This is a genomic window from Plantibacter sp. MCCC 1A11337 (assembly GCF_013349365.1).
In the GTDB taxonomy this organism is placed as follows: Bacteria; Actinomycetota; Actinomycetes; order Actinomycetales; family Microbacteriaceae; genus Plantibacter; species Plantibacter flavus_A.
The window spans coordinates 1,009,488-1,031,384 of record NZ_JABJWX010000001.1 but is presented as its reverse complement, the minus strand read 5'-3'; the positions used below and the strand labels follow the sequence as shown (position 1 = coordinate 1,031,384).

The following is a 21,897-nucleotide window of genomic DNA, read 5'->3' as shown; positions in this document are numbered from 1 at the left end:
GCTCTGGGTGCCGTCCTTCCGTGACCTGGCGGTGGGCAGGCAGACGCCCGCTCCGCCGATGATGCCGAACCAAGGTTAACAGTTGGGGCCCCAAGCGTGAACAGTCGTCGAAGTGGCGGGGTATTCGCGAGTTCGCCGTTCGGCGGACTGAGTAACGTAGTACCCATGGACACCATGTGGTTGGTGCTGATCGCCCTGGCACTCGGCCTCATCGTCGGAGGCGGTTTCGTCGCCCTCATCACCCTCGCCTTCCGCCGCGGAGAGCGCGCCGCGACGGTCGTCAACCCGGTCGTCCCAGACGGGGTCGACCAGGTGCTCGAAGCCCTCGACAGCGCGGGCATCGTCGTCGACCCGTCCAACAACGTGCTGAAGGCGTCCCCGGGGGCGTTCGCGCTCGGGCTGGTGCGCGACCGCGTGCTCGACAACCCGGAGCTCATCGACCTCGCGCTCGAGGTCCGACGCACCGGCGAAGCCGTCACGAGCGATCTGGAACTCGCGCTCGGGCGCTTCGGCGAGGCCACCCGCCACCTGCGCGTGCGGGCGGCGCCGCTCGGGTCTCGCTTCATCCTCCTCCTGGCCGAGGACCACACGGAGGCGCGTCGACTCGACGAGGTCCGCCGGGACTTCATCGCGAACATCAGCCACGAGTTGAAGACGCCGATCGGCGCCATCGGGCTCCTCTCGGAAGCGCTCGACACGGCGGCCGACGACCCGGAACGGGTGAAGCGATTCGCCAGCCGGCTCTCGACCGAATCACAGCGACTCACCCGGATGACGGCCGAGATCATCGACCTCTCGCGGTTGCAGGCGGCCGACGCCCTCCATCAGCCGGAACTCGTCCGCCTCGATCGGGTCATCGCCGCGGCGGTGGACCAGAACCGTGTGCCGGCCGAGGCGACCGGGGTGGCGCTCTCCCTCAAAGGCGGTAAGAACCTCGAGGTGTACGGTGACGAGGCCATGCTCGTCGTCGCCGTGCACAACCTCATCTCGAACGCCATCCACTACTCGCCCACCGGCGCACACGTGGGTGTCGGCGTCCGGGCGGTCGACGACGTCGTCGAGATCGCCGTCACCGATCAGGGCGTCGGGATCGCCGAAGAGGACCGCGACCGGGTCTTCGAACGGTTCTTCCGCGTCGACCAGGCGCGGTCCCGCCACACGGGCGGCACCGGCCTCGGCCTCAGCATCGTCAAGCACACCGTCCAGAACCACGGCGGCGAAGTGAAGGTCTGGTCGCAGCTGGGCCGTGGCTCGACGTTCACCATCCGCCTTCCCAGAGCAACGACCCCGCCGGAGGACCTGTCCACCGGCACGGCAAGGAGTACCCCGTGACCCGCATCCTGCTCGTCGAAGACGAAGCGTCTCTGAGTGAACCACTCAGCTACCTGCTCGAACGGGAGGGGTACGAGGTCGAGGTGGCGGAGGACGGTCCCTCGGCGGTCCAGGCCTTCACGGCTCGCGGCGCTGACCTCGTGTTGCTCGACCTCATGCTCCCCGGCATCCCCGGGACGGAGGTCTGCCGTCAGATCCGCGCGGTCTCGAGCACGCCGATCATCATGCTGACCGCGAAAGACTCCGAGGTCGACATCGTCGTCGGGCTCGAGCTGGGCGCCGACGACTACGTCACGAAGCCCTACTCGACCCGCGAGCTGCTCGCGCGGATCAGGGCGGTGCTGCGACGCCGTGTCGAGGCGGACCAGGCGCAGGAGGAGGTGCTGCTCGAGGCCGGCACGGTCCGGATGGACACCGAGCGTCATGTCGTCGAGGTCAACGGGGCGCCGATCCCGATGCCGCTCAAGGAGTACGAGCTGCTCGAGCTGCTCCTACGGAACGCCGGACGGGTTCTCACCCGTGGTCAGCTGATCGACCGGGTGTGGGGGAGCGACTACTACGGCGACACCAAGACGCTGGACGTCCACATCAAGCGCATCCGTTCCCGGATCGAAGCGAACCCCTCGGAACCGGTGATGCTCGTCACCGTGCGTGGGCTCGGCTACCGCTTCGAGGCCTGACGCAGGTCCAGGACGGACGAACGCCCCGCGCCTCCGGAGGGAGGTGCGGGGCGTTCGGTCGTGTGGGGCGACGAGGGGCTATTCGGTCGGCTCCGTGGTGGGCGTCGCGAGCGGCGTCGGCGTCTCGGTGGGCTCATCCGTCGGCAGCGGCGTCGGGACGAGCGTGGAGTACTCGAGCAGCTCACCGGTGAGGACCGGCACACTCGCCGTGGCGCCCGTCTCGTCGCCGTACTGGAAGAAGACGTCCACGATCGCTCCGGGCTGGACGCCGAGGGACTCGATGCGCAGGGGGTCGTTGGCTCCCGAGCCGTCGAACGTCGTCAGGCCGGGCTCCGCGAGGACCTGGAACTGCTCGTCCTTGCCCTCGATCTCGATGAGCACCGTGTGGGCGCGGTCGTCGCGGTTCGCGACGCTGAAGACGAGGTTGCCGGTCTCGCCGTTGTCGGAGACGACGATGGCGTTGCGGACGGCCACCGAGCCGACGGTGACACCGACGCCGTCCGAGGCGTCGTACTGCTTCAGGGTCGCCTGCGGCGCGATGAGGTTGCAACCGCTCATGCCGAGTGCGACAGCACCCGCGACGACGATGGAAGCGATGAGACGCGCCTTCACAGAACCCTCCAAGATGTGGTGGCCCCGGGCGCAGACGAGTGACAGGTGTCCCGGGATCCGGATTCGAGTCTAGCCCACGGCCGCGAAGGGGCGTGGCCGGGTCGCCGACCCGTGATCGATCGGTTCACCACCCGGTCCGCTGGGCACCCGGTACCCGGCTCTGATCAGGGGTCCCGTGGTATTCTGGGAGACGCTGAAGGGACCGAGACCCATGATCTTCGAAGTTGGCGAGACCGTCGTCTACCCGCACCATGGCGCCGCGACCATCACCGAGGTGAAGACCCGGATCATCAAGGGCGAGGAGAAGCTCTACCTGAAGCTCCGCGTCACCCAGGGCGACCTCATGATCGAGGTCCCGGCCGAGAACGTCGACCTGGTCGGGGTGCGCGACGTCATCGGACGCGAGGGGGTCGACCGCGTGTTCGACGTACTCCGTGCGCCGTTCACCGAGGAGCCGACGAACTGGTCCCGCCGCTACAAGGCGAACCTCGAGAAGCTGGCCTCGGGCGACGTCATCAAGGTCTCCGAGGTGGTCCGCGACCTGTGGCGTCGCGACCAGGACCGAGGGCTCTCAGCAGGAGAGAAGCGGATGCTCGCGAAGGCCCGCCAGATCCTGGTCTCTGAACTGGCATTGGCGGAGCAGACCGACGAGGAGCAGGCGTCGTCCGTCCTCGATGAGGTCCTCGCCTCCTGAGCCGACCGTCCGTTCGGGCTGGGCGCCCGAGAAGTAGGCTCGTGGCATGACTGCGATCGACGAACCGGGTGCCGTTGCCGACCCCTCCCTGGACGGCCCGGCCGTCGGCGTGATCGTCGTGGCGGCGGGCAGTGGGACGCGCCTCGGTGCCGGGATCCCCAAGGCGTTCGTGTCGCTCGCCGGCAGCACCGTGCTCGAACACGCGCTCGCCCCGGTCTTCCGCCTGCGCGACGCGGTCCAGGTCGTCGTCGTGGTCCCCGCGGATCGCGTCGGTGAGGCTGAGACGATCGGTCGTCGCGCGGCGGGGAAGGCGGCCGACCACCTCCGTGTCGTCGCGGGAGGCGACACGCGACAGTCCTCCGTCCTCGCTGGACTCGCCGCCCTGTGGCCGGGAGTCCGCACGGTGCTCGTCCACGACGCCGCACGGGCACTCACCCCGACCGACCAGTTCGAACGGGTGATCGACGCCGCGGAGCGGACGGGGTGGGGCATCGTGCCGGGGCTCGCGGTGACCGACACGATCAAGCGGGTCGACGCGAGCGACCTCGTCGAGCAGACCGTGGATCGGGCCGCCCTCCGAGCCGTCCAGACACCGCAGGCGTTCCCGCGTGATGCCCTCGTCGCGGCCTTCCGCGTCGCCGAAGACCGCCTGGCAGCGGCCACCGACGATGCGGCGCTCTACGCGGACGCCGGACACCCCGTGCTCACCGTCGGCGGCTCGGAGGCGGCGTTCAAGATCACGACCCCGTGGGACGCCCAGCGTGCGGAGCGACTGCTGGCGGACCGGGAGCGGGACCAGGAGCACGAGGTGGGCGCACGGCCGACCACCTCGATCAGGACCGGCATCGGCATCGACGTCCACGCCTTCGCCGACGACGGCGAGCTGAGCCTCGCCGGCCTCAGCTGGCCGGGGGAACGGCCGCTGGCCGGACACAGCGACGGGGATGCGGTCGCCCACGCCATCGTCGACGCCCTGCTGTCCGCTGCTGGCCTCGGCGACATCGGCTCCATGTTCGGCACCGACGACCCCCGCTTCGCCGGGGCGAGCGGCGAGGTCTTCCTGCGGGCGGCTGTCGAACGGCTGCACGCTGCGGGCTTCGTCGTCGTCAACGTCGCGGTGCAGCTCGTCGGCAACCGCCCGCGGTTCGCGCCGCGTCGGGCGGAGGCGGAGGGTGTGCTGAGCGCGCTGGTCCACGGACCGGTCAGCGTCGCGGCGACGACCACGGATGCGCTCGGGTTCACCGGCCGCGGCGAGGGCGTCACGGCCATCGCCACCGCCCTCGTCGAGCGCCGCTGACGGGTCGGTCCTCAGTCGGCGGACGTGCCCTCGTCGACCGATGCACTGAGCCCGAGGAACCGCCCGTATTCGCCAGCCGCTCGTCGGAACCCCGCCTGCACCCGCTGTGGCAGCGGTTGGAACGGTGTCGGGGTGACGACGACGCCGGTCGCACTCGTCCGTCGGCGCCAGGTGCCGACGACGCGCCCGTCGACGGTGATCATCGGGAGGAAGATGCCGTTCGCGCCGGGCACGATGCGGTCTGCGAACGCCGCCGGGAGCGTCAACTCGCGGTCGCGGTAGCCGAGGAGCAGCTCGTCGAATCCGGGCAGCGCGAGCACCCGCGGTGGTCGTGAAGCAGCTGAAGGTCCGATGCCCTCGGCCGACGACCAGCGGGTGACCCCGTCGCGCGACTCTGAGACCAGCCGTCCGGCGGCCACCTCGACGCCGCGTTTCGCCTGGGCGACGGTGAGCTTCGACCACCAGGTGAGGTCGGCGATCGTCGACGGGCCGTGGCCGGTGAGATACCGGACGACGAACTCCCCGAGCGCCTCGTCGGCCTCGAGTACCCGCGGGGCACGGATCCACTCCTCGCTCAGGACGAGTGCCTGTTGTCTTCCCGCGGGCGGTCCCCAGCAGACCACGCCCGACATCGCGAGTTCCATGATGAGGTGTGAGCCGCGTTGTCCGTCGATCGGGATCCCGGCGTCGGTGTGGGCCGTCAGCAGCGCATCCCTCGTCGCGCGCCGATGCCCGCTGAGCAGTCGCTCGGTGAGCGCACGGGAGCGCGAGAAGGTCTCGGCGTCCAGCCCGAGCTGACGGTGTCTGGCCGCGATCGTCGAGCGGACCCGCGGGACACCGAGTCCGAGCAGCCACCCGAGGTCCTCGGCGGCGACGAGATGCAGGGTGCCGCGCATCGGCCAGGACCGGACGATCGAACCGTCCTCGAGCGCCGTGAGCACCTCGGCCATCGTCGTGCCGCTCGACCTGACGCCGACCGCCCACAGCGACGAAGCGAGGTCCTGGGCCTGGACCGCGAGCAGCTGCGAGACCACAGCCGTGGGGGAGTGGTGATCGCTTCCGTCGAGAAGCTGTGCCGCGAGTCGCGCGCGGAGAACCTGCTGGTCGTCGCGTCCCGTGGTCATGGGACCATCATGCCCCGACGACGGCGGCTAGTCTGGTCTCGTGGCCCTCCGACTCTACGACTCGAAAACGCAGTCCCTCCGGGACTTCGTGCCGCTCCGCGAAGCCGAGGCGGGGCTGTACGTCTGCGGACCGACCGTGCAGTCCTCTCCGCACATCGGGCACCTGCGCAGCGCGCTCGTCTACGACCAGCTGCGACGCTGGCTGACGGCCTCCGGGCTCCGCGTCACGCTCGTCCGCAACGTCACCGACATCGACGACAAGATCCTCGCGAACGCCGCCGCCGGCGTCGAGGGCGGCTTCGCCCAGCCCGGCGAGGAGTGGTGGGCGCTCGCCTACCGGTACGAACTCGAGTTCACGGCCGCTTACCGTGCCCTGGGCATCCTGCCGCCGAGCTACGAGCCACGCGCGACGGCGAGCATCCCGGAGATGCAGGAGCTCATCGAGCGGCTCATCGACGCCGGGCACGCCTACCCGGCCCCCGACGACTCCGGCGACGTCTACTTCGACACCGCCTCATGGAGCCGCTACGGCGAACTCACGCGGCAGAGCGCCGAGCACATGGAGGCCGCGACCGACGCCGACCCGCGCGGCAAACGCGATCCCCGCGACTTCGCGCTCTGGAAGGGCACCAAGCCCGGGGAGCCGCGCTCGGCGAGTTGGATGTCTCCGTGGGGCGAGGGACGGCCCGGCTGGCACATCGAGTGCTCGGCGATGTCGACCAAGTACCTCGGCGAGGAGTTCGACATCCACGGCGGCGGACTCGACCTCCGCTTCCCCCACCACGAGAACGAGCTCGCCCAGTCGAGCGCAGCCGGCGACCCCTTCGCCCGGTACTGGTTGCACAACGGGCTGGTCGCCGTCACGGGCGGGCAGAAGATGTCGAAGTCCCTCGGCAACTCCGTCTACGCAGCCGACCTCCTGGCAGCAGCCCGGCCGCTCGTCGTCCGGTACTACCTCGGTGCAGCGCAGTACCGATCGACACTCGAGTTCCATCCGGGCGCACTCGCCGAGGCCGAGGCCGCACTCGGACGTGTCGAGGGCTTCCTCGATCGTGCCGCCCGCGCCGACCTCCTCACCGAGACGACCACGGCCGCCAGTCGAGCGACGCTCCCGGCCGCCTTCGTCGAGGCGATGGACGACGACCTGAACATCCCCCGCGCGCTCGCCGTGTTGCATGACGCCGTGCGCGTCGGCAACGCCGCCCTCGACGGCGGCGACCTGACGACGGCGCGCGAGCGTGCCGTCGCCGTCCTCGACATGACCCGGGTGCTCGGCATCGACCCGACCGACCCCTCGTGGTCGTCGGGCGCCGACCCCGTCACTCACCGATCCCTGTCCGCACTCGTCGAGCGTCTGCTCGTCGATCGCGCGGACGCCAGGGTCGCCAAGGACTTCGCAGCGGCCGACCGGATCCGCGACGAACTCACAGCGGCTGGGATCACCATCGAAGACACCCCGTCCGGAGCACATTGGAGTATCAGTGGCAAGTAAGCCTTCCCGCCCGACCGGGCCGAAGAAAGCGAAGAAGGGTCCCACCAAGGGCACCGGTGGCCTCGGCCGCAAGGCGCTCGAGGGTCGTGGACCGACCCCCAAGGCCGAGGACCGCGCCTGGCACCCGGCCGGCAAGCGGAAGGCCGCGCAGGAGCGCTACGCGGCCGCCGGCGGCACCGGCAAGCCGAAACAGGCGGCCGGCCAGAACGGACGCCTCTCCACGAACGGCCGGACCAAGCAGAAGTCGGGTGACGAGTCCGAGGTCGTCACGGGCCGCAACTCCGTCCTCGAAGCGCTCCGGGCGAAGATCCCAGCCACCACGCTGTACGTCGCGACCCGCATCGAGATGGACGACCGGGTGAAGGAGGCGCTCAGCATCGCCACCCGACGCGGGATCCCGGTGCTCGAGGTCATGCGTCCGGAACTCGACCGCATGGCCGGGTTCGACGGCGTGCACCAGGGCCTCGCCATCAAGGTGCCGCCCTACGAGTACGCGCACCCCATGGAGTTGCTCGACCAGGTCATCTCGCGTGGCGAGAACCCGTTGTTCATCGCCCTCGACGGCATCACCGACCCCCGGAACCTGGGTGCGATCATCCGATCGACCGCAGCCTTCGGTGGGCACGGCGTGATCCTGCCGCAGCGCCGGAGCGTGGGTCTCACCGCCTCCGCGTGGAAGACCTCGGCAGGCGCGGCGGCTCGGACGCCGGTCGCGATGGCCGCCAACCTCACCCAGACGCTCAAGGCGTTCAAGGAGCGCGGTGTCTTCGTGATCGGCCTCGACGGCGACGGCGACGTCTCCCTCCCGGGGCTCGAACTCGCCGACCAGCCGATCCTCGTGGTCGTCGGCAGCGAGGGCAAGGGCCTGTCCCGCCTCGTCACCGAAACCTGCGACGCGGTCGTGTCGATCCCGATCTCGGCCTCGACCGAGTCGCTCAACGCCGGGATCGCGGCCAGCGTGACGCTGTACGAGATCGCGCGTCGCCGGAACGCCGAGTAGGCCACCGGCGCTCGCACCGCACGAACGAGGACAGGCCCTCGGAACGGATCTCCGTTCCGAGGGCCTGTCTGTCGTCAGCCGAGGTGTCGGACCCGATCAGACGAGGTCTCGCCAGTCGACCGGTCCGGTCATGGCGGCGGGGATGCTGATCGCCTCGGTCGGCGGCACGATCATGGTCGCTTCGTCGCGGCGGTGTCGCAGGACGGTGTTCACATAGGAACCGACGGCTTCCGCGAGGGGGATGTCGCGACCCTCGTTCTGCGCGAGGAACCAACGGTGCTCCAGAAGTTGGTGGAAGATCTCGGCGGGCTCGAGCTTGCCGCGGAGTTCGCGGGGGATCGCCTTCACCACCGGCTCGAACACGCGGATGAGCCACTCGTGCGCCGCCATCTCCTCGTCGAACCCGTCCTTCCCGAACGAGGCCGAATACGCGTCGAGGTCGTTGAGCAGGCGCCTCGCCTGGTTCTCGCCCGCGTCGAGACCGGTGAGCCGCAGGAGACGGCGCTGGTGATGCCCGGCGTCCACGACCTTCGGCTGGATCCGCACGGTCGAGCCCTCGTCGGTCGTCTTGATCGCGAGTTCCTCGATGTCGAAGCCGAGTTCGTTCAGGCGGTGGACGCGCTCGGTGATGCGCCAGCGCTCGGACGCGTCGAAGGACTCGGAGCCCGTGAGCTCCTTCCAGAGCGAACGGTAGGCGGCGACGATGCCGTTGCTCACGGTGACCGGGTCGAGCTCGGCGTCGGCGCGTCCGCCGGCCTCGAGGTCGAGGAGCTCGCCGGCGATGTTCACGCGGGCGATCTCGAGGTCGTTCTCACGCTGCCCGTTCGACAGGCCGCCCTCGTAGAGCTTGCCCGTCTCGGCGTCGACGAGATAGGCGGCGAAAGCACCCGCGTCGCGCCGGAAGAGCGTGTTCGACAGCGACACGTCGCCCCAGAAGAAGCCGACGATGTGCAGTCGGACGAGGAGGACGGCGAGCGCGTCGACGAGGCGGGTCGCGGTGTCGGGCCGGAGGGTGCCCTGGAAGAGCGCGCGGTAGGGGAGTGAGAACTTCAGGTGCCGCGTCACGAGCACGCTCGGCAGCTCTCGGCCCTTGCGGTCGCTCCGGTTCGTGATGACCGCGAGCGGGTCGACGCAGGGGATGTCGAGGCGCTGCAGGGTGCGCAGCATGTCGTACTCGCCCTTCGCCATCTCCGCGGTCGTCTCCTTGACGGCGATGACGTAGCCGGACAGGTTCGCGAACCGGACGAGGTGGCGCGAGATGCCCTTCGGGAGCGAGGCGATCGCCTCATTCGGCCAGTTCTCGAGGGGGAGCTCCCAGGGGAGGTCGAGCAGCGCCGGGTCGACGGTGGCAGCGGTGATGTTCAATGCGCCGGACATGGTGCGGAGCGCTCCTCGGGGATCGTCGTGCAGAGACTGGACAAGCGAAAACGACGATGGCCGAGCGATCGGAGACCGACCGCTCGACCATCGTCGGCGGGAAACTAGATCGAGGAGGACACGACCGGCTTGTTGCCCAGACGCTCACCCGATGCCGAGTCGAACGCGTGCACGTGGTGCGGCGTCGGCGCGAGGAAGACCGTGTCGCCGATGTGCGCGTGGTTGCGGCCGTCGACGCGGGCGACGATGTCGGTACGCTTGCCGGAGACCTCGGTGTGGCCGTAGAGGTAACCGTCGGCGCCGAGCTCCTCGACGAGGTCGACGGTCACCTCGATGCCGGAGCCCGAGTTGCTGGACACGGTGATGTCCTCGGGTCGCACGCCGACCGTGACGTTCTTCGACGGAGCGGCGTCGGTGATCTCGCGCTCGACCGGGATGACGAAGCCGCCGAGCTTGATGCCGCCATCGGCGATCTCGCCCTCGAACAGGTTCATGGCCGGGCTGCCGATGAAGCCGGCGACGAAGACGTTGTTCGGCTTCTCGTAGAGGTCGCGCGGGGTGCCGACCTGCTGCAGGATGCCGTCCTTGAGGACCGCGATGCGGTCGCCCATGGTGAGCGCCTCGGTCTGGTCGTGCGTGACGTAGACGGTGGTGACGCCGAGACGACGCTGCAGCGATGCGATCTGGGTGCGGGTCTGGACGCGGAGCTTGGCGTCGAGGTTCGACAGCGGCTCGTCCATGAGGAAGACCTGGGGCTGACGGACGATGGCTCGACCCATCGCGACGCGCTGACGCTGACCACCGGAGAGCGCCTTCGGCTTGCGGGTCAGGTAGTCCTCGAGGTCGAGGAGCTTGGCGGCCTCGAGCACGCGGGTGGCACGCTCTTCCTTGCCGACACCGGCGATCTTGAGCGCGAAGCCCATGTTCTCGGCGACGGTCATGTGCGGGTAGAGCGCGTAGTTCTGGAACACCATCGCGATGTCGCGGTCCTTCGGCGGCACGTCGGTGACGTCGCGGTCGCCGATGAAGATGTGGCCGTCGTTGACCTCTTCGAGGCCGGCGAGCATGCGGAGGGAGGTGGACTTGCCGCAGCCGGACGGGCCGACGAGGACGAGGAATTCGCCGTCGGCGACCTCGAGGTTCAGCTTGTCGACCGCGGGGCGGGTGCCACCCGGGTAGAAACGGGTTGCGTTGTCGAACGTCACAGACGCCATGGTTGTTCTCCTTCACCGGCAGGTACGTGCCGGACGATCCGTTGTGAATGGACGCGAACCCGTCATCGATGGCCGGTTCGCCGTCCCAGTATGCCACGACCTCCTGTGAATGGAAGGTCGAGCAGCCAGCGGATCTCCCGGTGGACGCACAGCCGGCTCCCGGCCTGGTTTGGGCCTCTCCCAGGCGGCAGGTCTACGATTACTCTGTTTGGCGCTGCCTCGTCTCCGCAGCGCGAGCCCCCCGAAACGAGGATCAATGTCTGGCGCTGGATCGCAGAACCGACCGACCAAGAACGAACGACGCGACGCGGCACGCGAGAAGGCGCGGGTGCTGCGCGAGCAGCAGAAGCGCCGCGACCGCCGCAACCGGGTGCTGCTCCAGGGCGGCATCGTGCTCGGTGCGCTCGCGATCGTGGCGGTGGTGGCGGTCATCATCGTGACGTCGATCAAGCCCGCCGGACCGGTCCCGACCGCGGCGAAGAACGACGGCTTCACCGTCTCCGCCGGCTTGCAGCTGGTCGGAGCCCCGGCCAGTGCGTCGACGCCCACGCCGAGCGCGACCGATCCGGCCGCCCCCGCGGAGCCCGCCCCCGCCGAGACGCCGGCAGCAACCGAGACCCCCGCCGCCGACGGCGTCGAGATCTCCGTCTACCAGGACTTCCTCTGCCCCTACTGCGGTCAGTTCGAGACCACGAACGCCGAGCAGGTCAAGGGCTGGCTCGAGGCCGGCGCCGCGACGTACACGGTGCACCCCCTCGCAACGCTGAGCAACCTGTCGCTCGGGACGCAGTACTCGCTGCGCGCTTCGAACGCGGCCGCCTGCGTCGCGGAGTACTCACCGAACGACTTCTTCTCCTTCAACACCGCACTGTTCGAGAACCAGCCCAAGGAGAACACCGAGGGCCTGACCGACGCAGAGCTGAAGTCGATCGCAAAGGGAGTCATCTCCGGCGGCGAGAAGAAGATCAACGCCTGCATCGACGACGGCACCTACAAGTCGTGGGTGAAGGACTCGACCGACCGTGCGCGCAGCGGCCCGCTGCCTGGGACGGACGTCGAGAAGGTGGAGGGGACGCCGACCATCCTGGTGAACGGCAAGCAGTACACGGGCTCACTCACCGACGCCGAGCAGTTCGCGGCGTTCGTCCTCGCCGTCTCGAGCGAGAGCTACTCCACCGGCACGCCGACGCCGGGTGCCAGCGAGTCGCCCGTGACCAACGGCTGATCCGCCGCCATCGTAGGATGGACGAGACCGGGGCCAGCCCCTGTCGGCCGACGTGGCGCAATTGGTAGCGCAACGCTCTTGTAAAGCGTAGGTTACGGGTTCAAGTCCCGTCGTCGGCTCCAGCCGAGAACCGCCCGCTCAGCCTGCTGAGTGGGCGGTTCCTCATTGGAAGGAACCCTCCCGTGACCCGTTTCCCAGCACCGCTCGCGCTCCTCATCGCCGTCGTCAGCGGCGCCTTCATCGCGGTGCAGGCCCGGTTGAACGGCGAGCTCGGTGCGCGTCTCGGTGACGGGTTCACCGCCGCCGCGATCTCCTTCGGGGGCGGCTTGATCATCCTCACGGTCGGACTCGCCGTCTCCCGCACCGGCCGTCGCGGGCTCGCCACGGTGATCGGTGCCGTCCGACGCCGGGAGATGCCCTGGTGGACGGTGCTCGGCGGCTGCGCCGGCGCCTTCCTCGTGCTGTCGCAGGGGCTCACCGCCGCCGCGCTCGGCGTCGCCCTGTTCACGGTCGCGGTGGTCGCCGGCCAGACCGCGAGCGGGCTGGTACTCGACCGGATCGGGTTCGGCCCGGGAGGCGTCGTCGGGTTGAGCGTCCAGCGCGTCCTCGGGGCGGTCGTCGCCCTCGTCGCGGTCGGCGTCGCCGTCTCGGGCGAGCTCGGGGGGAGCATCCCGCTCGGACTCCTCATCCTGCCGCTGCTCGCCGGGATCGGGATCGGCTGGCAGCAGGCGGTCAACGGTCGAGTCAAGATGCGGGCGCAGAGCACGCTCGCCGCGACGTTCATCAACTTCATCGTCGGGACGGTCGTGCTGGTCGTCGCCGCCGTGCTGCACGCGATCATCGTCGCGCCGCCCGGTCCGCTCCCGGGGGAGTGGTGGCTCTACCTCGGCGGCCCGATCGGATGCGTGTTCATCGCCGTGGCCGCGTTCCTCGTCCAGCACACGGGCGTACTCATCCTCGGGCTCGGCACGGTGGCGGGTCAAACCCTGAGCGCGCTCGCTTTGGACGTGCTCCTGCCCACCGACGACGGCGGCGTGCATGTCGCGACCGTCATCGGGACGCTGCTCGCGTTCGCCGCCGTGGCGATCGCATCGGCGCGGTTCAGGCGTCGTCCCGCGGCATCGTCGTCCGCCGACTGAGTCGACCCGTCATCGGTCGGATGTCGTGAGCGACTCCGGTCCTCAGGGCATGGAGCTGAGGTGCGCCTTCGCGTTGAACGTCTTGCGACGCCCCGTGCGAGCGTTACCCGGCTTCCCTCCGACGTACAGCCAGCCGAGGAGCTCCTCGCCCTTCTTCAGGCCATGTGCCTTCCGGACCGCTTTGGCGCGAGTCGCCCCGCCGGTGCGCCAGAACACGCCCCAGCCGGCGTCGTCGAGCAGAAGGCTGACCATGTGGGCCACTCCTGCCGCGACCGCCTCCTGCTCCCAGGCGGGTACCTTCGACTTCTTCACACTCACGACGACCGCGAGCAACAGGGGCGCGCGGAGCGGCTTCGTCGAGGGCTTCGAGTCGCCCTCCGCCTTCGCGAGCGCCCGGCCGAGCTTCACCCGGTCGTCGCCCCGGAGGGTGATGACCCGCCACGGACGCAGGGCGCTGTGGTCGGCCACTCGACCGGCCGCCCCGAGGACCTCGAGGAGTTCCGCGTCACTCGGAGCGACGTCGGTGACCTTCGACCACGAACGGCGCCCGGCGACGGCGGCCAGGACCGGGCGCTCGATCGGTTCGGTCACTCCGTCGGCTCGGCGGTGTCGGCCGCGGCGAAGTTGAGCGCGATCGAGTTCATGCAGTAGCGGTCACCGGTGGGCGTCCCGAAGCCGTCGTCGAACACATGACCGAGGTGCGAGCCGCAGTTGGCGCAGCGGACCTCGGTGCGCACCATCCCGAGGGAACGGTCCTCGATGAGTTGCACCGCCTCGGGGTTCACGGACTCGTAGAAGCTCGGCCATCCGCAGCCGGAATCGAACTTGGTACCGCTCTTGAAGAGCTCGGCGTTGCAGGCGGCACAGGTGTAGAGGCCCGCGCGTGACTCGTCGAGGAGCTCACCGGTCCAGGCCCGTTCGGTCGCCGCTCCGCGGAGGACCTGATACTGCTCGGGCGTGAGTTCCTCGCGCCACTGCTCATCGGTCTTCGACACGTCGTACGTCATGCTGCTCCATTCGTCTCGGTCATCCTACGTGCGGGGCCGCCTCGTGCATGCGGCTCCCGACGTATTCCATAACACTGCACCGAGCCTGATCCTTCCCGGTGAACGTCGGCCCTCGCCGGGGTGGATGCGGCCCGGCGGCCATCGGCTGAATAGACTTGGAGGACGGCGGACCGGAGCACGACTCCACGGTCGCCGCATCGGCACCGATCGGCAGGAGACGAGCATGCAGTCAGCGTCGCGCACGCCTGCCGATGACGAGGCGTCGACGCCGACGGGCGGCCTCGAGCCGCGCGAGCTCGAGATCCTCGAGTTCGAGTCCCACTGGGTGCAGCACGTCGGGGCCAAGGAGGCCGCCATCCGCGACCGCTTCGCCCTGTCCCCGGCCCGGTACTATCAACTGCTCGGCGCGCTCATCGACTCGCCGTCCGCCCTCGCCCACGACCCCATGCTGATCAAGCGGCTGCAGCGCACCCGCGACGCCCGACTCTCGGCGCGAGGAGCCTCGGCTCCCCGCGCCGACGGCTGAGCAGCTCCCGGAGACCACACCATGGCTGAATCCTTCCCGCCCGACCGCTTCGACGAGGTCCCCGACCTCAAGCGCGTCGGCGCACACCGTGCCCCTGCTCCCAAGGGACGCGGCTGGATCGCCTTCCTCGTCGCCGTCGTCGCAACGCTCGTCCTTGTGGGGATCGGCACCTTCGCCCTGTTCGGACTGAACGACCGCATCGACTTCTTCGGCGGCTCGCAGAGCCCGAGCGCCACGCCCACGCCGACCCCCACCCCGACCGAGGCGGCCCCCGTCGTCGACCCCACGGCCAGCATCCTCGTCTTGAACGGCACACCCACTGCCGGCCTCGCCGCATCGGCGGCGGCGGCGATCACGGCCGCCGGCTTCACGCAGCAGATCCCGACGAGCGACGCCAGCACCGAGGACGTCACGGCGAGCGGCGTCTACTACCAGGATCCGTCGCAGGAGGGCGTCGCTCGCGCCATCGCGAACGCACTCGGCGGTATCCCGATCCAGATCACGGACACGTACGCGATCCCCGTCGAGGAAGGCGAGGCACCGGTCCTCCGCATCGTCGTCGTGGTCGGCGCGGACTACCAGCCGGCCGCCTGAGCGCGGCCGGAGCAGGTCGATCGGTCAGGTCGCCGGCTCGCCGTGTTTCCGGAGTGTTTCCTCCATGTTGAGTTGTCGTATCACTCCGCCCCGTTTGCCGATTTCGGGGTGAATCCGCGCGGTGCCCCGGATTAGTATCTGGAATTGGCCGCTCATCCCGTCCCGTCTCGACTCGCCCCCGGGTCCGCTTCGGCGCAGGGTGGCCGCCGGGATCCCGATCCCGGATGGCAGGTCCGGGTCCGGCAACAGTCGGGCGCCGAGAGCACGCAGCAATGGGAGTATGAAATGGCGAACGGAACCGTCAAGTGGTTCAACGCTGAGAAGGGCTTCGGCTTCATCACGGTCGACGGCGGCGGACAGGATGTCTTCGTCCACTACTCGGCGATCGACATGAGCGGCTACAAGTCCTTGGAAGAGGGCCAGGCGGTCGTCTTCGAGGTCGGCACGGGAGCAAAGGGGCCCCAGGCCGAAGGTGTGCGCCTGGCGTAGCCGCTGATCAGGCACGCGATTCCTGCGACGCCGTCCACTCCGGTGGGCGGCGTCGTTCGTCGTTCCGGGGCGGATCCCGGGAGTTCGCTCAGGGCTCCGGCGCTCACTTGCACTCCCACCCCCTGAGTGCCAGAATCGACTTAGCACTCGTACTCATTGAGTGCTAACAACGTTCATGACGTCCGGGAGGGACGAAAAACACACATGGCTAAGATCATTGCTTTCGACGAGGAGGCCCGTCGCGGCCTCGAGCGTGGACTGAACATTCTTGCTGACACGGTCAAGGTCACCCTTGGGCCGCGCGGTCGCAACGTTGTCCTCGAGAAGAAGTGGGGCGCCCCCACGATCACCAACGACGGCGTGTCCATCGCCAAGGAGATCGAACTCGACGACCCGTACGAGAAGATCGGCGCGGAGCTCGTCAAGGAGGTCGCCAAGAAGACCGACGACGTCGCCGGCGACGGCACCACCACGGCGACCGTGCTGGCACAGGCGCTCGTTCGCGAGGGCCTCCGCAACGTCGCCGCAGGCGCCGACCCCATCAGCCTCAAGCGAGGCATCGAGAAGGCCGTCGAGGCCGTCACGGTCGAGCTCATCGCCAACGCCAAGGAGGTGGAGACCAAGGAGGAGATCGCTGCGACCGCTTCCATCTCCGCCGGCGACACCACCATCGGCGAGATCATCGCCGAGGCGATCGACAAGGTCGGCAAGGAGGGCGTCGTCACCGTCGAGGAGTCGAACACCTTCGGCACCGAGCTCGAGCTCACCGAGGGCATGCGCTTCGACAAGGGCTACCTGTCGCAGTACTTCGTGACCGACCCCGACCGCCAGGAAGCGGTGTTCGAGGACCCCTACATCCTCATCGCCAACCAGAAGATCTCCGCGATCAAGGACCTCCTGCCGATCGTCGACCAGGTCATCCAGTCGGGCAAGCAGCTCCTCATCATCGCTGAGGACGTCGACGGCGAAGCTCTCGCGACGCTCGTCGTCAACAAGATCCGTGGCATCTTCAAGTCCGTCGCCGTCAAGGCTCCGGGCTTCGGCGACCGCCGCAAGGCTCAGCTGCAGGACATCGCCATCCTCACCGGTGGCCAGGTCATCTCCGAGGAGGTCGGCCTCAAGCTCGAGACCGTCACCCTCGACCTGCTCGGCCGTGCCCGCAAGGTCGTCATCACCAAGGATGAGACCACCATCGTCGAGGGTGCCGGCGACGCCGACGCCATCGCCGGTCGTGTCTCGCAGATCCGCAAGGAGATCGACAACACCGACAGCGACTACGACCGCGAGAAGCTCCAGGAGCGTCTCGCCAAGCTCGCGGGCGGTGTGGCGGTCATCAAGGCCGGTGCAGCGACCGAGGTCGAGCTCAAGGAGCGCAAGCACCGCATCGAGGACGCCGTTCGCAACGCGAAGGCCGCCGTCGAAGAGGGCATCGTCGCCGGTGGTGGCGTCGCCCTGATCCAGGCCGGCAAGACCGCGTTCGAGAAGCTCGAGCTCGTCGGTGACGAGGCGACCGGTGCGAACATCGTCAAGGTCGCCATCGACGCTCCGCTCAAGCAGATCGCGCTCAACGCAGGCCTCGAGCCCGGCGTCGTCGCCGACAAGGTCCGCAACCTGCCCGTCGGACACGGCCTCAACGCCGCGACCGGTGAGTACGTCGACATGCTCGCTGCCGGCATCAACGACCCGGTGAAGGTCACGCGCTCCGCGCTGCTCAACGCAGCGTCGATCGCCGGCCTGTTCCTCACCACCGAGGCCGTCGTCGCCGACAAGCCGGAGAAGAACCCGGCTCCGGCCGGCGACCCGACCGGTGGCATGGACTTCTAAGTCCGACAGCAACACCTGCGCAGGGCGTCTCCTTCGGGAGGCGCCCTGCGTCGTTTCGCCATGCCGCATCGGGGAGGACCCTCGACCTGTATGCCCGTTTCCGCATGGGTCCGACAGTCGTTGTACAGAAGTGATCGGAACGGCATACCGACGTGCATCCCGCTTCCTATGATCGAACTATGAGACGCATCGGGGGAGCGGCGATCGCCGCCGTAGTGATTCTGGGGCTGAGCGCGTGCACGCCGGCCGAACCGAAGCCGACGGAGACGTCCACACCGGTGTCGTCCGCGACACCGACCACCGCCCCTGGGCCCACCACCCCGGTCAGCTCGTACGGACTCGGATGCAAGGACCTCGTCCCAGCCGACATCGTCAGCTCGGCACTCGCGCCCTCCGTCGTGCTCGAGCCTCCCTTCACGGATGACGTCATCGCGACACCGATCAATACGGCGCCCGTGGCACTCGGAGGACTGCAGTGCAGTTGGGGGAACGGGGAGCCCCGTGATCGGCTTCAGGGAGGCTCTCCGCTCGGGACCGAGCGCTGGGCGCAGGTGCTGGTGCTCCCTCAGGCGTCGGCCCGCTGGCAGCCGTTCTTCGAAGGTTGGACGTCGGGCGAGCCCGGCCCCTGGGAGAACTCCACGCCGCTCTCCTGCTTCACCGGTGACGGACGTGTGCTCGATGTGTGCAGTATGCAGTTCCTCGTCGGCGACAGCTGGGTGGAGGTCCTCATCGACGGCCCGGCCGACAATGTCGCCGAGTCCGACGAAGCGGCGCTGACCGCGGTCATGCCGTTCGTCGAATCGATCAGGACCGCATTGGAGCCGACGGCGAGTGCGCCACGTTTCGACTGGGGCGACACGACGGCCGGGCCAGCTGTCTTGCCGACCGAGTGCGAGGGCTTCGTGCCCGAGGCGACGATGAGTGACCTCCTCGGCCAGCAACTGGTGTACACGTCGGCGCCGAAGAAGGGCGGTTCGGCCAGTCGAGGGGCCGCCGACGATTTGGGCGTCCCGGACTGTATCTTCGGGCTCCCTGACAGCGATTCGGCTCGCGGATTGCTCACCGCCCTGCCCCGTGGACAGTGGGCCTATGAGCAGTTGGTCGAGACGCGGATGAAGGACGGTGCGGACATCAGCTTCCTGGCGCTCGACGGCTTGGGATCGCGCGACGCCTTCCTGCAGTGCCGGACGGAGATCTTCTCGTCGTGCAGCGTCCACCTCACGGTCGACGGTCATTGGCTGCGCATCGATGTCAGTAACGAGAGCTCGGCCGATCCGGTTTACGGGGTCTCCGAGCTCGGCGCACAAGCGACGGCTTATGCTCAGGCTGCCGCGGCCGGGGTCCTGAGCGGCCGTTGAGCCGCACCGTCGCCGGAGGTCGCGGGAGCCCGCCGACGCAGGTCCGTGAACCGCGTCGGCGGTCAGCCGCTCACCCGCTGAACATGCTGGCGTTCGCCCGCTCGATCTCGGCGTACTGTGTACCCGCGACAGCGAGTGCTCGACTGATCTCGCCGAGGTTCTCCTCGACCTGACGCTGGGTGCCTCTCCAGCGCTCGACGACACCGTGGAATGCGGCCGCCGCCGCGCCGGTCCATTGGCCGTCGAGTGCCGCCAGCTGCGTGTGCAGGCGGGCTACTTCGTTCTGGATCTGCTCGATCGTGACGCGTGCCGCCGTGGAAGCGCGTTCGACCGCGTCGCTGTCGACCTGGAAAGTGGCCATCGGGAACTCCGTTCGTCCGGGCGATGCCTGTCATCGCCGCTACCGAGACGGTAGGTGCACACCGCAGCTCGGAGCCGGTGATGGAGTCCTCAGACGCACGGTCCGGCGCAAACCGGAGCCTGTGGAGGAGGGTCGAGCCAGCCCGCCGGCGGGTCAGGCCGGAGGGCCCGCGATGACGATGGGGCTCGTGGCCGCTGACGGTGCGAGCGGCAGGATGACGCGGAACGTCGCGCCGCCGCCGGGGGTCTCGGTGACGTCGACCGTGCCACCGTGCGCCGCGACGATGGAGGCGACGATGGCCAGTCCGAGGCCGCTGCCGCCCGTCTCGCGGGTCCGCGAACTGTCGGCACGCCAGAAGCGCTGGAAGATCTTCTCGCGGATCTGTGGCGGGATACCCTCGCCGTGGTCGACGATGGCGATGCTGGCGGTCCCGGCGCGGGCGTCCGTGCCGACCGCGAGCTCGATCGGACTGTCGGCGGGCGTGAAGCGCAGGGCGTTTCCGATGAGGTTCGTGACGACCTGCCGGATCTTGTTCTCCTCGCCGAGGACGATCGGTGGCACGGCCAGGGTCAGTGGTTCGGCGATGGGCTTCGTGTCGGGCGTGGTGGCGTCGCCGGAGGGCTTCGGCCGACGCCGGAAGCGGTTGAACGTCGCGCCGAAGATCGGTCCGGTCGAGCCCGTCTGGGCTGGTGCCTCGGCAGCGGCCGGGGACTCGCTCGTCGCCTGGGCGGCGTCGTCGTCGGCCGCTCGCACCATGCGTTCGTCGCGGACGACCTGCACCGTGCGCCCGGGGGCCTGTGCGGTGGTGTCGAGAGCGGCGTCGCGTGCGATCGGGAGCAGGTCGACGGGGGCGACGTTCAGCGGTCGCGTCTCATCGAGGCGGGCGAGCTGGAGGAGGTCCTCGACGAGCGCACCCATGCGGATGGCCTCCTTCTCGATGCGCTCCATGGCTTGTGCCACGTCCTGCGGCGTCTGGAGGGCGCCCATCCGGTAGAGCTCGGCGTAGCCGCGGACGGAGACCAGCGGGGTGCGCAGCTCGTGGCTCGCATCGCCGACGAAGTTCCGCATCTGCTCGATGGTCTTCCCACGATCGGAGTACGCGCGGTCGATGCGCGCGAGCATCGTGTTGAGCGATCGGCTGAGTCGCCCCACCTCGGTGTTCGGCGTTGAGCCCGCGAGTCGCTGGCTGAAGTCGCCGTCGGCGAACGCGGCGGCCGTCCGTTCCACCTGGCGGAGCGGTTCGAAGGTGCCGGTCACCAACCACCGGGTGAGGAGTGCTCCGACCACGATGATGAGCACGCCGAGGACGAAGAAGATCGTGAGGTAGGTCGCGATCGTGTTGTCGGTGCCCTGCATCGAGATGGCGACCCATGCCGCTCCCGTGCGGAACCCGTCGAGGGTGACCGGGACGGACACCGCGTGGTACACGATCGTGCCGCTCGCGTTGGTGGTCGTGTAGATCTGGGTCCCGCTCGCGGCGACGTCGTTCGCGCTGAGGTGCGCCGGGTGCTCGGGAGCGATGCTGTCGTCCCAGCCGGAGGAGGCCCGGAGTTCGCCGTTCGTGTCGTACACGGCGACGAACAGCGTCGAGGGGGCGTCGAGCTGGAGCTGACCGTCCTCGGAGATCTCACCGACGATCTTGCCCTTGGCGGCAGTGACCAGACTGTCGTTCGCCTGCTGGGTGAGGACCTCCTTGAGGAGCGGGGTCGTCCCCATGCCCGCGACGAGCAGACCGAAGGCGAGGACGAGCACCGTCACCCCGGTGATCTTCGTCCGGAGTGAGACGCTGCTCCACCAGGTGGACAGGGAATCGGCCATCGGGTGGGTGCTACGCCTTTCCGGCCTTGAGCATGTAACCGAATCCGCGCTTGGTCTGGATGAGCGGCTCGCTGGAGAACTGGTCGAGCTTCCGGCGCAGGTAGGAGATGTAGCTCTCGACGATGCCGGCGTCGCCGTTGAAGTCGTACTCCCAGACGTGGTCGAGGATCTGCGCCTTCGACAGGACGCGGTTCGGGTTGAGCATGAGGTAGCGGAGGAGCTTGAACTCGGTCGGGCTGAGGTCGATGGGGGTGTCACCGACGAGGACCTCGTGGGTGTCCTGGTCCATCGTCAGCTCGCCGGTGCGGATCACCGCGTCCTCGTCGGCCTGCATCGTCCGGCGGAGGATGGCCTTGATGCGTGCCACGATCTCGTCGAGGCTGAACGGCTTGGTGACGTAGTCGTCGCCGCCGACCGTCAGGCCCGTGATCTTGTCCTCGGTGTCGTCCTTCGCGGTGAGGAAGAGGATCGGCGCCGTGTAACCGGCGCTGCGGAGGCGCTTGGTGACGCCGAAGCCGTTCATGTCCGGCAGCATCACGTCGAGGATGATGAGGTCTGGCTCCTCCTCGAGGACCGCCGAGATGGCGGCTGCGCCGTTGCCCACGGCACGGACGGCGAAGCCGGCGAATCGCAGGCTCGTGGTGAGGAGGTCGCGGATGTTCGGTTCGTCGTCGACGATGAGGATGCGGGGTCCGGTCATGACACCATTATCTGCACGTTTCTTGAGACTTTTC

22 protein-coding genes and 1 tRNA gene are annotated in these 21,897 nt (G+C 68.9%); 14 read left to right on the top strand and 9 right to left on the bottom strand.

The features are described 5' to 3' along the window. The first annotated feature begins 165 nt into the window (after positions 1-165). Together HOW07_RS04770 and HOW07_RS04765 are read left to right on the top strand one after the other, a co-directional pair. Positions 166-1,332, top strand: a complete 1,167-nt coding sequence (locus HOW07_RS04770) for a cell wall metabolism sensor histidine kinase WalK (protein ID WP_175116218.1) — start codon at positions 166-168, stop codon at positions 1,330-1,332. Beyond that, a complete protein-coding gene (locus HOW07_RS04765) occupies positions 1,329-2,012 on the top strand; it encodes a response regulator transcription factor (protein ID WP_064296370.1) in 684 nt (227 codons plus the stop codon). The genes HOW07_RS04770 and HOW07_RS04765 overlap by 4 nt, the downstream gene beginning before the upstream one ends. A 78-nt stretch (positions 2,013-2,090) precedes the next feature. Here the strand turns inward: HOW07_RS04765 and HOW07_RS04760 are convergent, their stop codons facing one another. Further along, positions 2,091-2,624, bottom strand: coding sequence for a hypothetical protein (locus HOW07_RS04760; RefSeq protein ID WP_175116217.1), 534 nt, complete (start codon positions 2,622-2,624; stop codon positions 2,091-2,093). Positions 2,625-2,835: 211 nt separating this feature from the next. On the opposite strand from HOW07_RS04760, the gene HOW07_RS04755 reads away from it, so the two are divergent. Next, on the top strand, positions 2,836-3,318 hold the full coding sequence (locus tag HOW07_RS04755) for a CarD family transcriptional regulator (RefSeq protein WP_064296368.1): 483 nt from the start codon (positions 2,836-2,838) through the stop codon (positions 3,316-3,318). 46 nt (positions 3,319-3,364) lie between these two features. Beyond that, positions 3,365-4,615, top strand: coding sequence for a 2-C-methyl-D-erythritol 4-phosphate cytidylyltransferase (ispD, locus tag HOW07_RS04750; protein ID WP_175116216.1), 1,251 nt, complete (start codon positions 3,365-3,367; stop codon positions 4,613-4,615). An 11-nt stretch (positions 4,616-4,626) separates the two neighbouring features. Here ispD and HOW07_RS04745 read toward each other — a convergent pair whose 3' ends face one another. Continuing rightward, positions 4,627-5,739: a winged helix DNA-binding domain-containing protein gene (locus HOW07_RS04745; protein ID WP_121289761.1), complete on the bottom strand. Its 1,113-nt coding sequence runs from the start codon at positions 5,737-5,739 to the stop codon at positions 4,627-4,629. 40 nt (positions 5,740-5,779) lie between these two features. Between HOW07_RS04745 and cysS the strand changes: the two genes are divergently transcribed. Beyond that, a complete protein-coding gene (cysS, locus tag HOW07_RS04740; RefSeq protein WP_121289763.1) occupies positions 5,780-7,231 on the top strand; it encodes a cysteine--tRNA ligase in 1,452 nt (483 codons plus the stop codon). Then, the gene (gene rlmB / locus HOW07_RS04735) at positions 7,221-8,231 is read left to right on the top strand and encodes a 23S rRNA (guanosine(2251)-2'-O)-methyltransferase RlmB (RefSeq protein WP_175116215.1); all 1,011 of its coding nucleotides are present in this window, start codon (positions 7,221-7,223) and stop codon (positions 8,229-8,231) included. Before cysS ends, rlmB begins: the two co-directional genes overlap by 11 nt. A gap of 96 nt (positions 8,232-8,327) precedes the next feature. Here rlmB and HOW07_RS04730 read toward each other — a convergent pair whose 3' ends face one another. Together HOW07_RS04730 and HOW07_RS04725 are read right to left on the bottom strand one after the other, a co-directional pair. Further along, positions 8,328-9,608 carry a DUF4032 domain-containing protein gene (locus HOW07_RS04730; protein ID WP_064296363.1) on the bottom strand — a complete coding sequence of 427 codons (1,281 nt, stop codon included), beginning with the start codon at positions 9,606-9,608 and terminating at the stop codon, positions 8,328-8,330. 104 nt (positions 9,609-9,712) lie between these two features. After that, positions 9,713-10,822 carry an ABC transporter ATP-binding protein gene (locus tag HOW07_RS04725; protein WP_071261188.1) on the bottom strand — a complete coding sequence of 370 codons (1,110 nt, stop codon included), beginning with the start codon at positions 10,820-10,822 and terminating at the stop codon, positions 9,713-9,715. Positions 10,823-11,078: 256 nt separating this feature from the next. Between HOW07_RS04725 and HOW07_RS04720 the strand changes: the two genes are divergently transcribed. From HOW07_RS04720 to HOW07_RS04710, 3 genes are all read left to right on the top strand, one after another. Further along, entirely contained in the window at positions 11,079-12,047 is a 969-nt protein-coding gene (locus HOW07_RS04720) for a thioredoxin domain-containing protein (protein WP_175116214.1), read from the top strand. 46 nt (positions 12,048-12,093) lie between these two features. Further along, positions 12,094-12,169, top strand: a tRNA-Thr gene (locus HOW07_RS04715). Positions 12,170-12,229: 60 nt separating this feature from the next. Next, the gene (locus HOW07_RS04710; protein ID WP_064296399.1) at positions 12,230-13,186 is read left to right on the top strand and encodes a DMT family transporter; all 957 of its coding nucleotides are present in this window, start codon (positions 12,230-12,232) and stop codon (positions 13,184-13,186) included. Positions 13,187-13,228: 42 nt separating this feature from the next. On the opposite strand, the gene HOW07_RS04705 is transcribed toward HOW07_RS04710, so the two are convergent. Then, positions 13,229-13,777 carry a nitroreductase family protein gene (locus HOW07_RS04705; RefSeq protein ID WP_071261184.1) on the bottom strand — a complete coding sequence of 183 codons (549 nt, stop codon included), beginning with the start codon at positions 13,775-13,777 and terminating at the stop codon, positions 13,229-13,231. Then, entirely contained in the window at positions 13,774-14,193 is a 420-nt protein-coding gene (msrB, locus tag HOW07_RS04700) for a peptide-methionine (R)-S-oxide reductase MsrB (protein WP_064296397.1), read from the bottom strand. The genes HOW07_RS04705 and msrB overlap by 4 nt, the downstream gene beginning before the upstream one ends. A gap of 223 nt (positions 14,194-14,416) precedes the next feature. Between msrB and HOW07_RS04695 the strand changes: the two genes are divergently transcribed. The 5 genes from HOW07_RS04695 (at position 14,417) to HOW07_RS04675 (ending at position 18,984) form a co-directional block, all read left to right on the top strand. Beyond that, positions 14,417-14,719: a DUF3263 domain-containing protein gene (locus tag HOW07_RS04695; RefSeq protein WP_121289769.1), complete on the top strand. Its 303-nt coding sequence runs from the start codon at positions 14,417-14,419 to the stop codon at positions 14,717-14,719. Positions 14,720-14,740: 21 nt separating this feature from the next. After that, a complete protein-coding gene (locus HOW07_RS04690; RefSeq protein ID WP_121289771.1) occupies positions 14,741-15,313 on the top strand; it encodes a LytR C-terminal domain-containing protein in 573 nt (190 codons plus the stop codon). Positions 15,314-15,598: 285 nt separating this feature from the next. Then, positions 15,599-15,802: a cold-shock protein gene (locus tag HOW07_RS04685; RefSeq protein ID WP_064296568.1), complete on the top strand. Its 204-nt coding sequence runs from the start codon at positions 15,599-15,601 to the stop codon at positions 15,800-15,802. 204 nt (positions 15,803-16,006) lie between these two features. Next, positions 16,007-17,626: a chaperonin GroEL gene (gene groL, locus HOW07_RS04680; protein WP_064296567.1), complete on the top strand. Its 1,620-nt coding sequence runs from the start codon at positions 16,007-16,009 to the stop codon at positions 17,624-17,626. Between the two features lie 689 nt (positions 17,627-18,315). Next, positions 18,316-18,984: a hypothetical protein gene (locus HOW07_RS04675; protein ID WP_175116213.1), complete on the top strand. Its 669-nt coding sequence runs from the start codon at positions 18,316-18,318 to the stop codon at positions 18,982-18,984. A 70-nt stretch (positions 18,985-19,054) separates the two neighbouring features. Here HOW07_RS04675 and HOW07_RS04670 read toward each other — a convergent pair whose 3' ends face one another. The 3 genes from HOW07_RS04670 to HOW07_RS04660 form a co-directional block, all read right to left on the bottom strand. Beyond that, on the bottom strand, positions 19,055-19,345 hold the full coding sequence (locus tag HOW07_RS04670; RefSeq protein WP_064296564.1) for a WXG100 family type VII secretion target: 291 nt from the start codon (positions 19,343-19,345) through the stop codon (positions 19,055-19,057). A gap of 153 nt (positions 19,346-19,498) precedes the next feature. Next, entirely contained in the window at positions 19,499-21,163 is a 1,665-nt protein-coding gene (locus tag HOW07_RS04665; protein WP_071261178.1) for a HAMP domain-containing sensor histidine kinase, read from the bottom strand. Between the two features lie 10 nt (positions 21,164-21,173). After that, complete coding sequence (locus tag HOW07_RS04660; protein ID WP_056007716.1) at positions 21,174-21,863, bottom strand: response regulator transcription factor; 690 nt, start codon at positions 21,861-21,863, stop codon at positions 21,174-21,176. Positions 21,864-21,897: the final 34 nt, after the last annotated feature.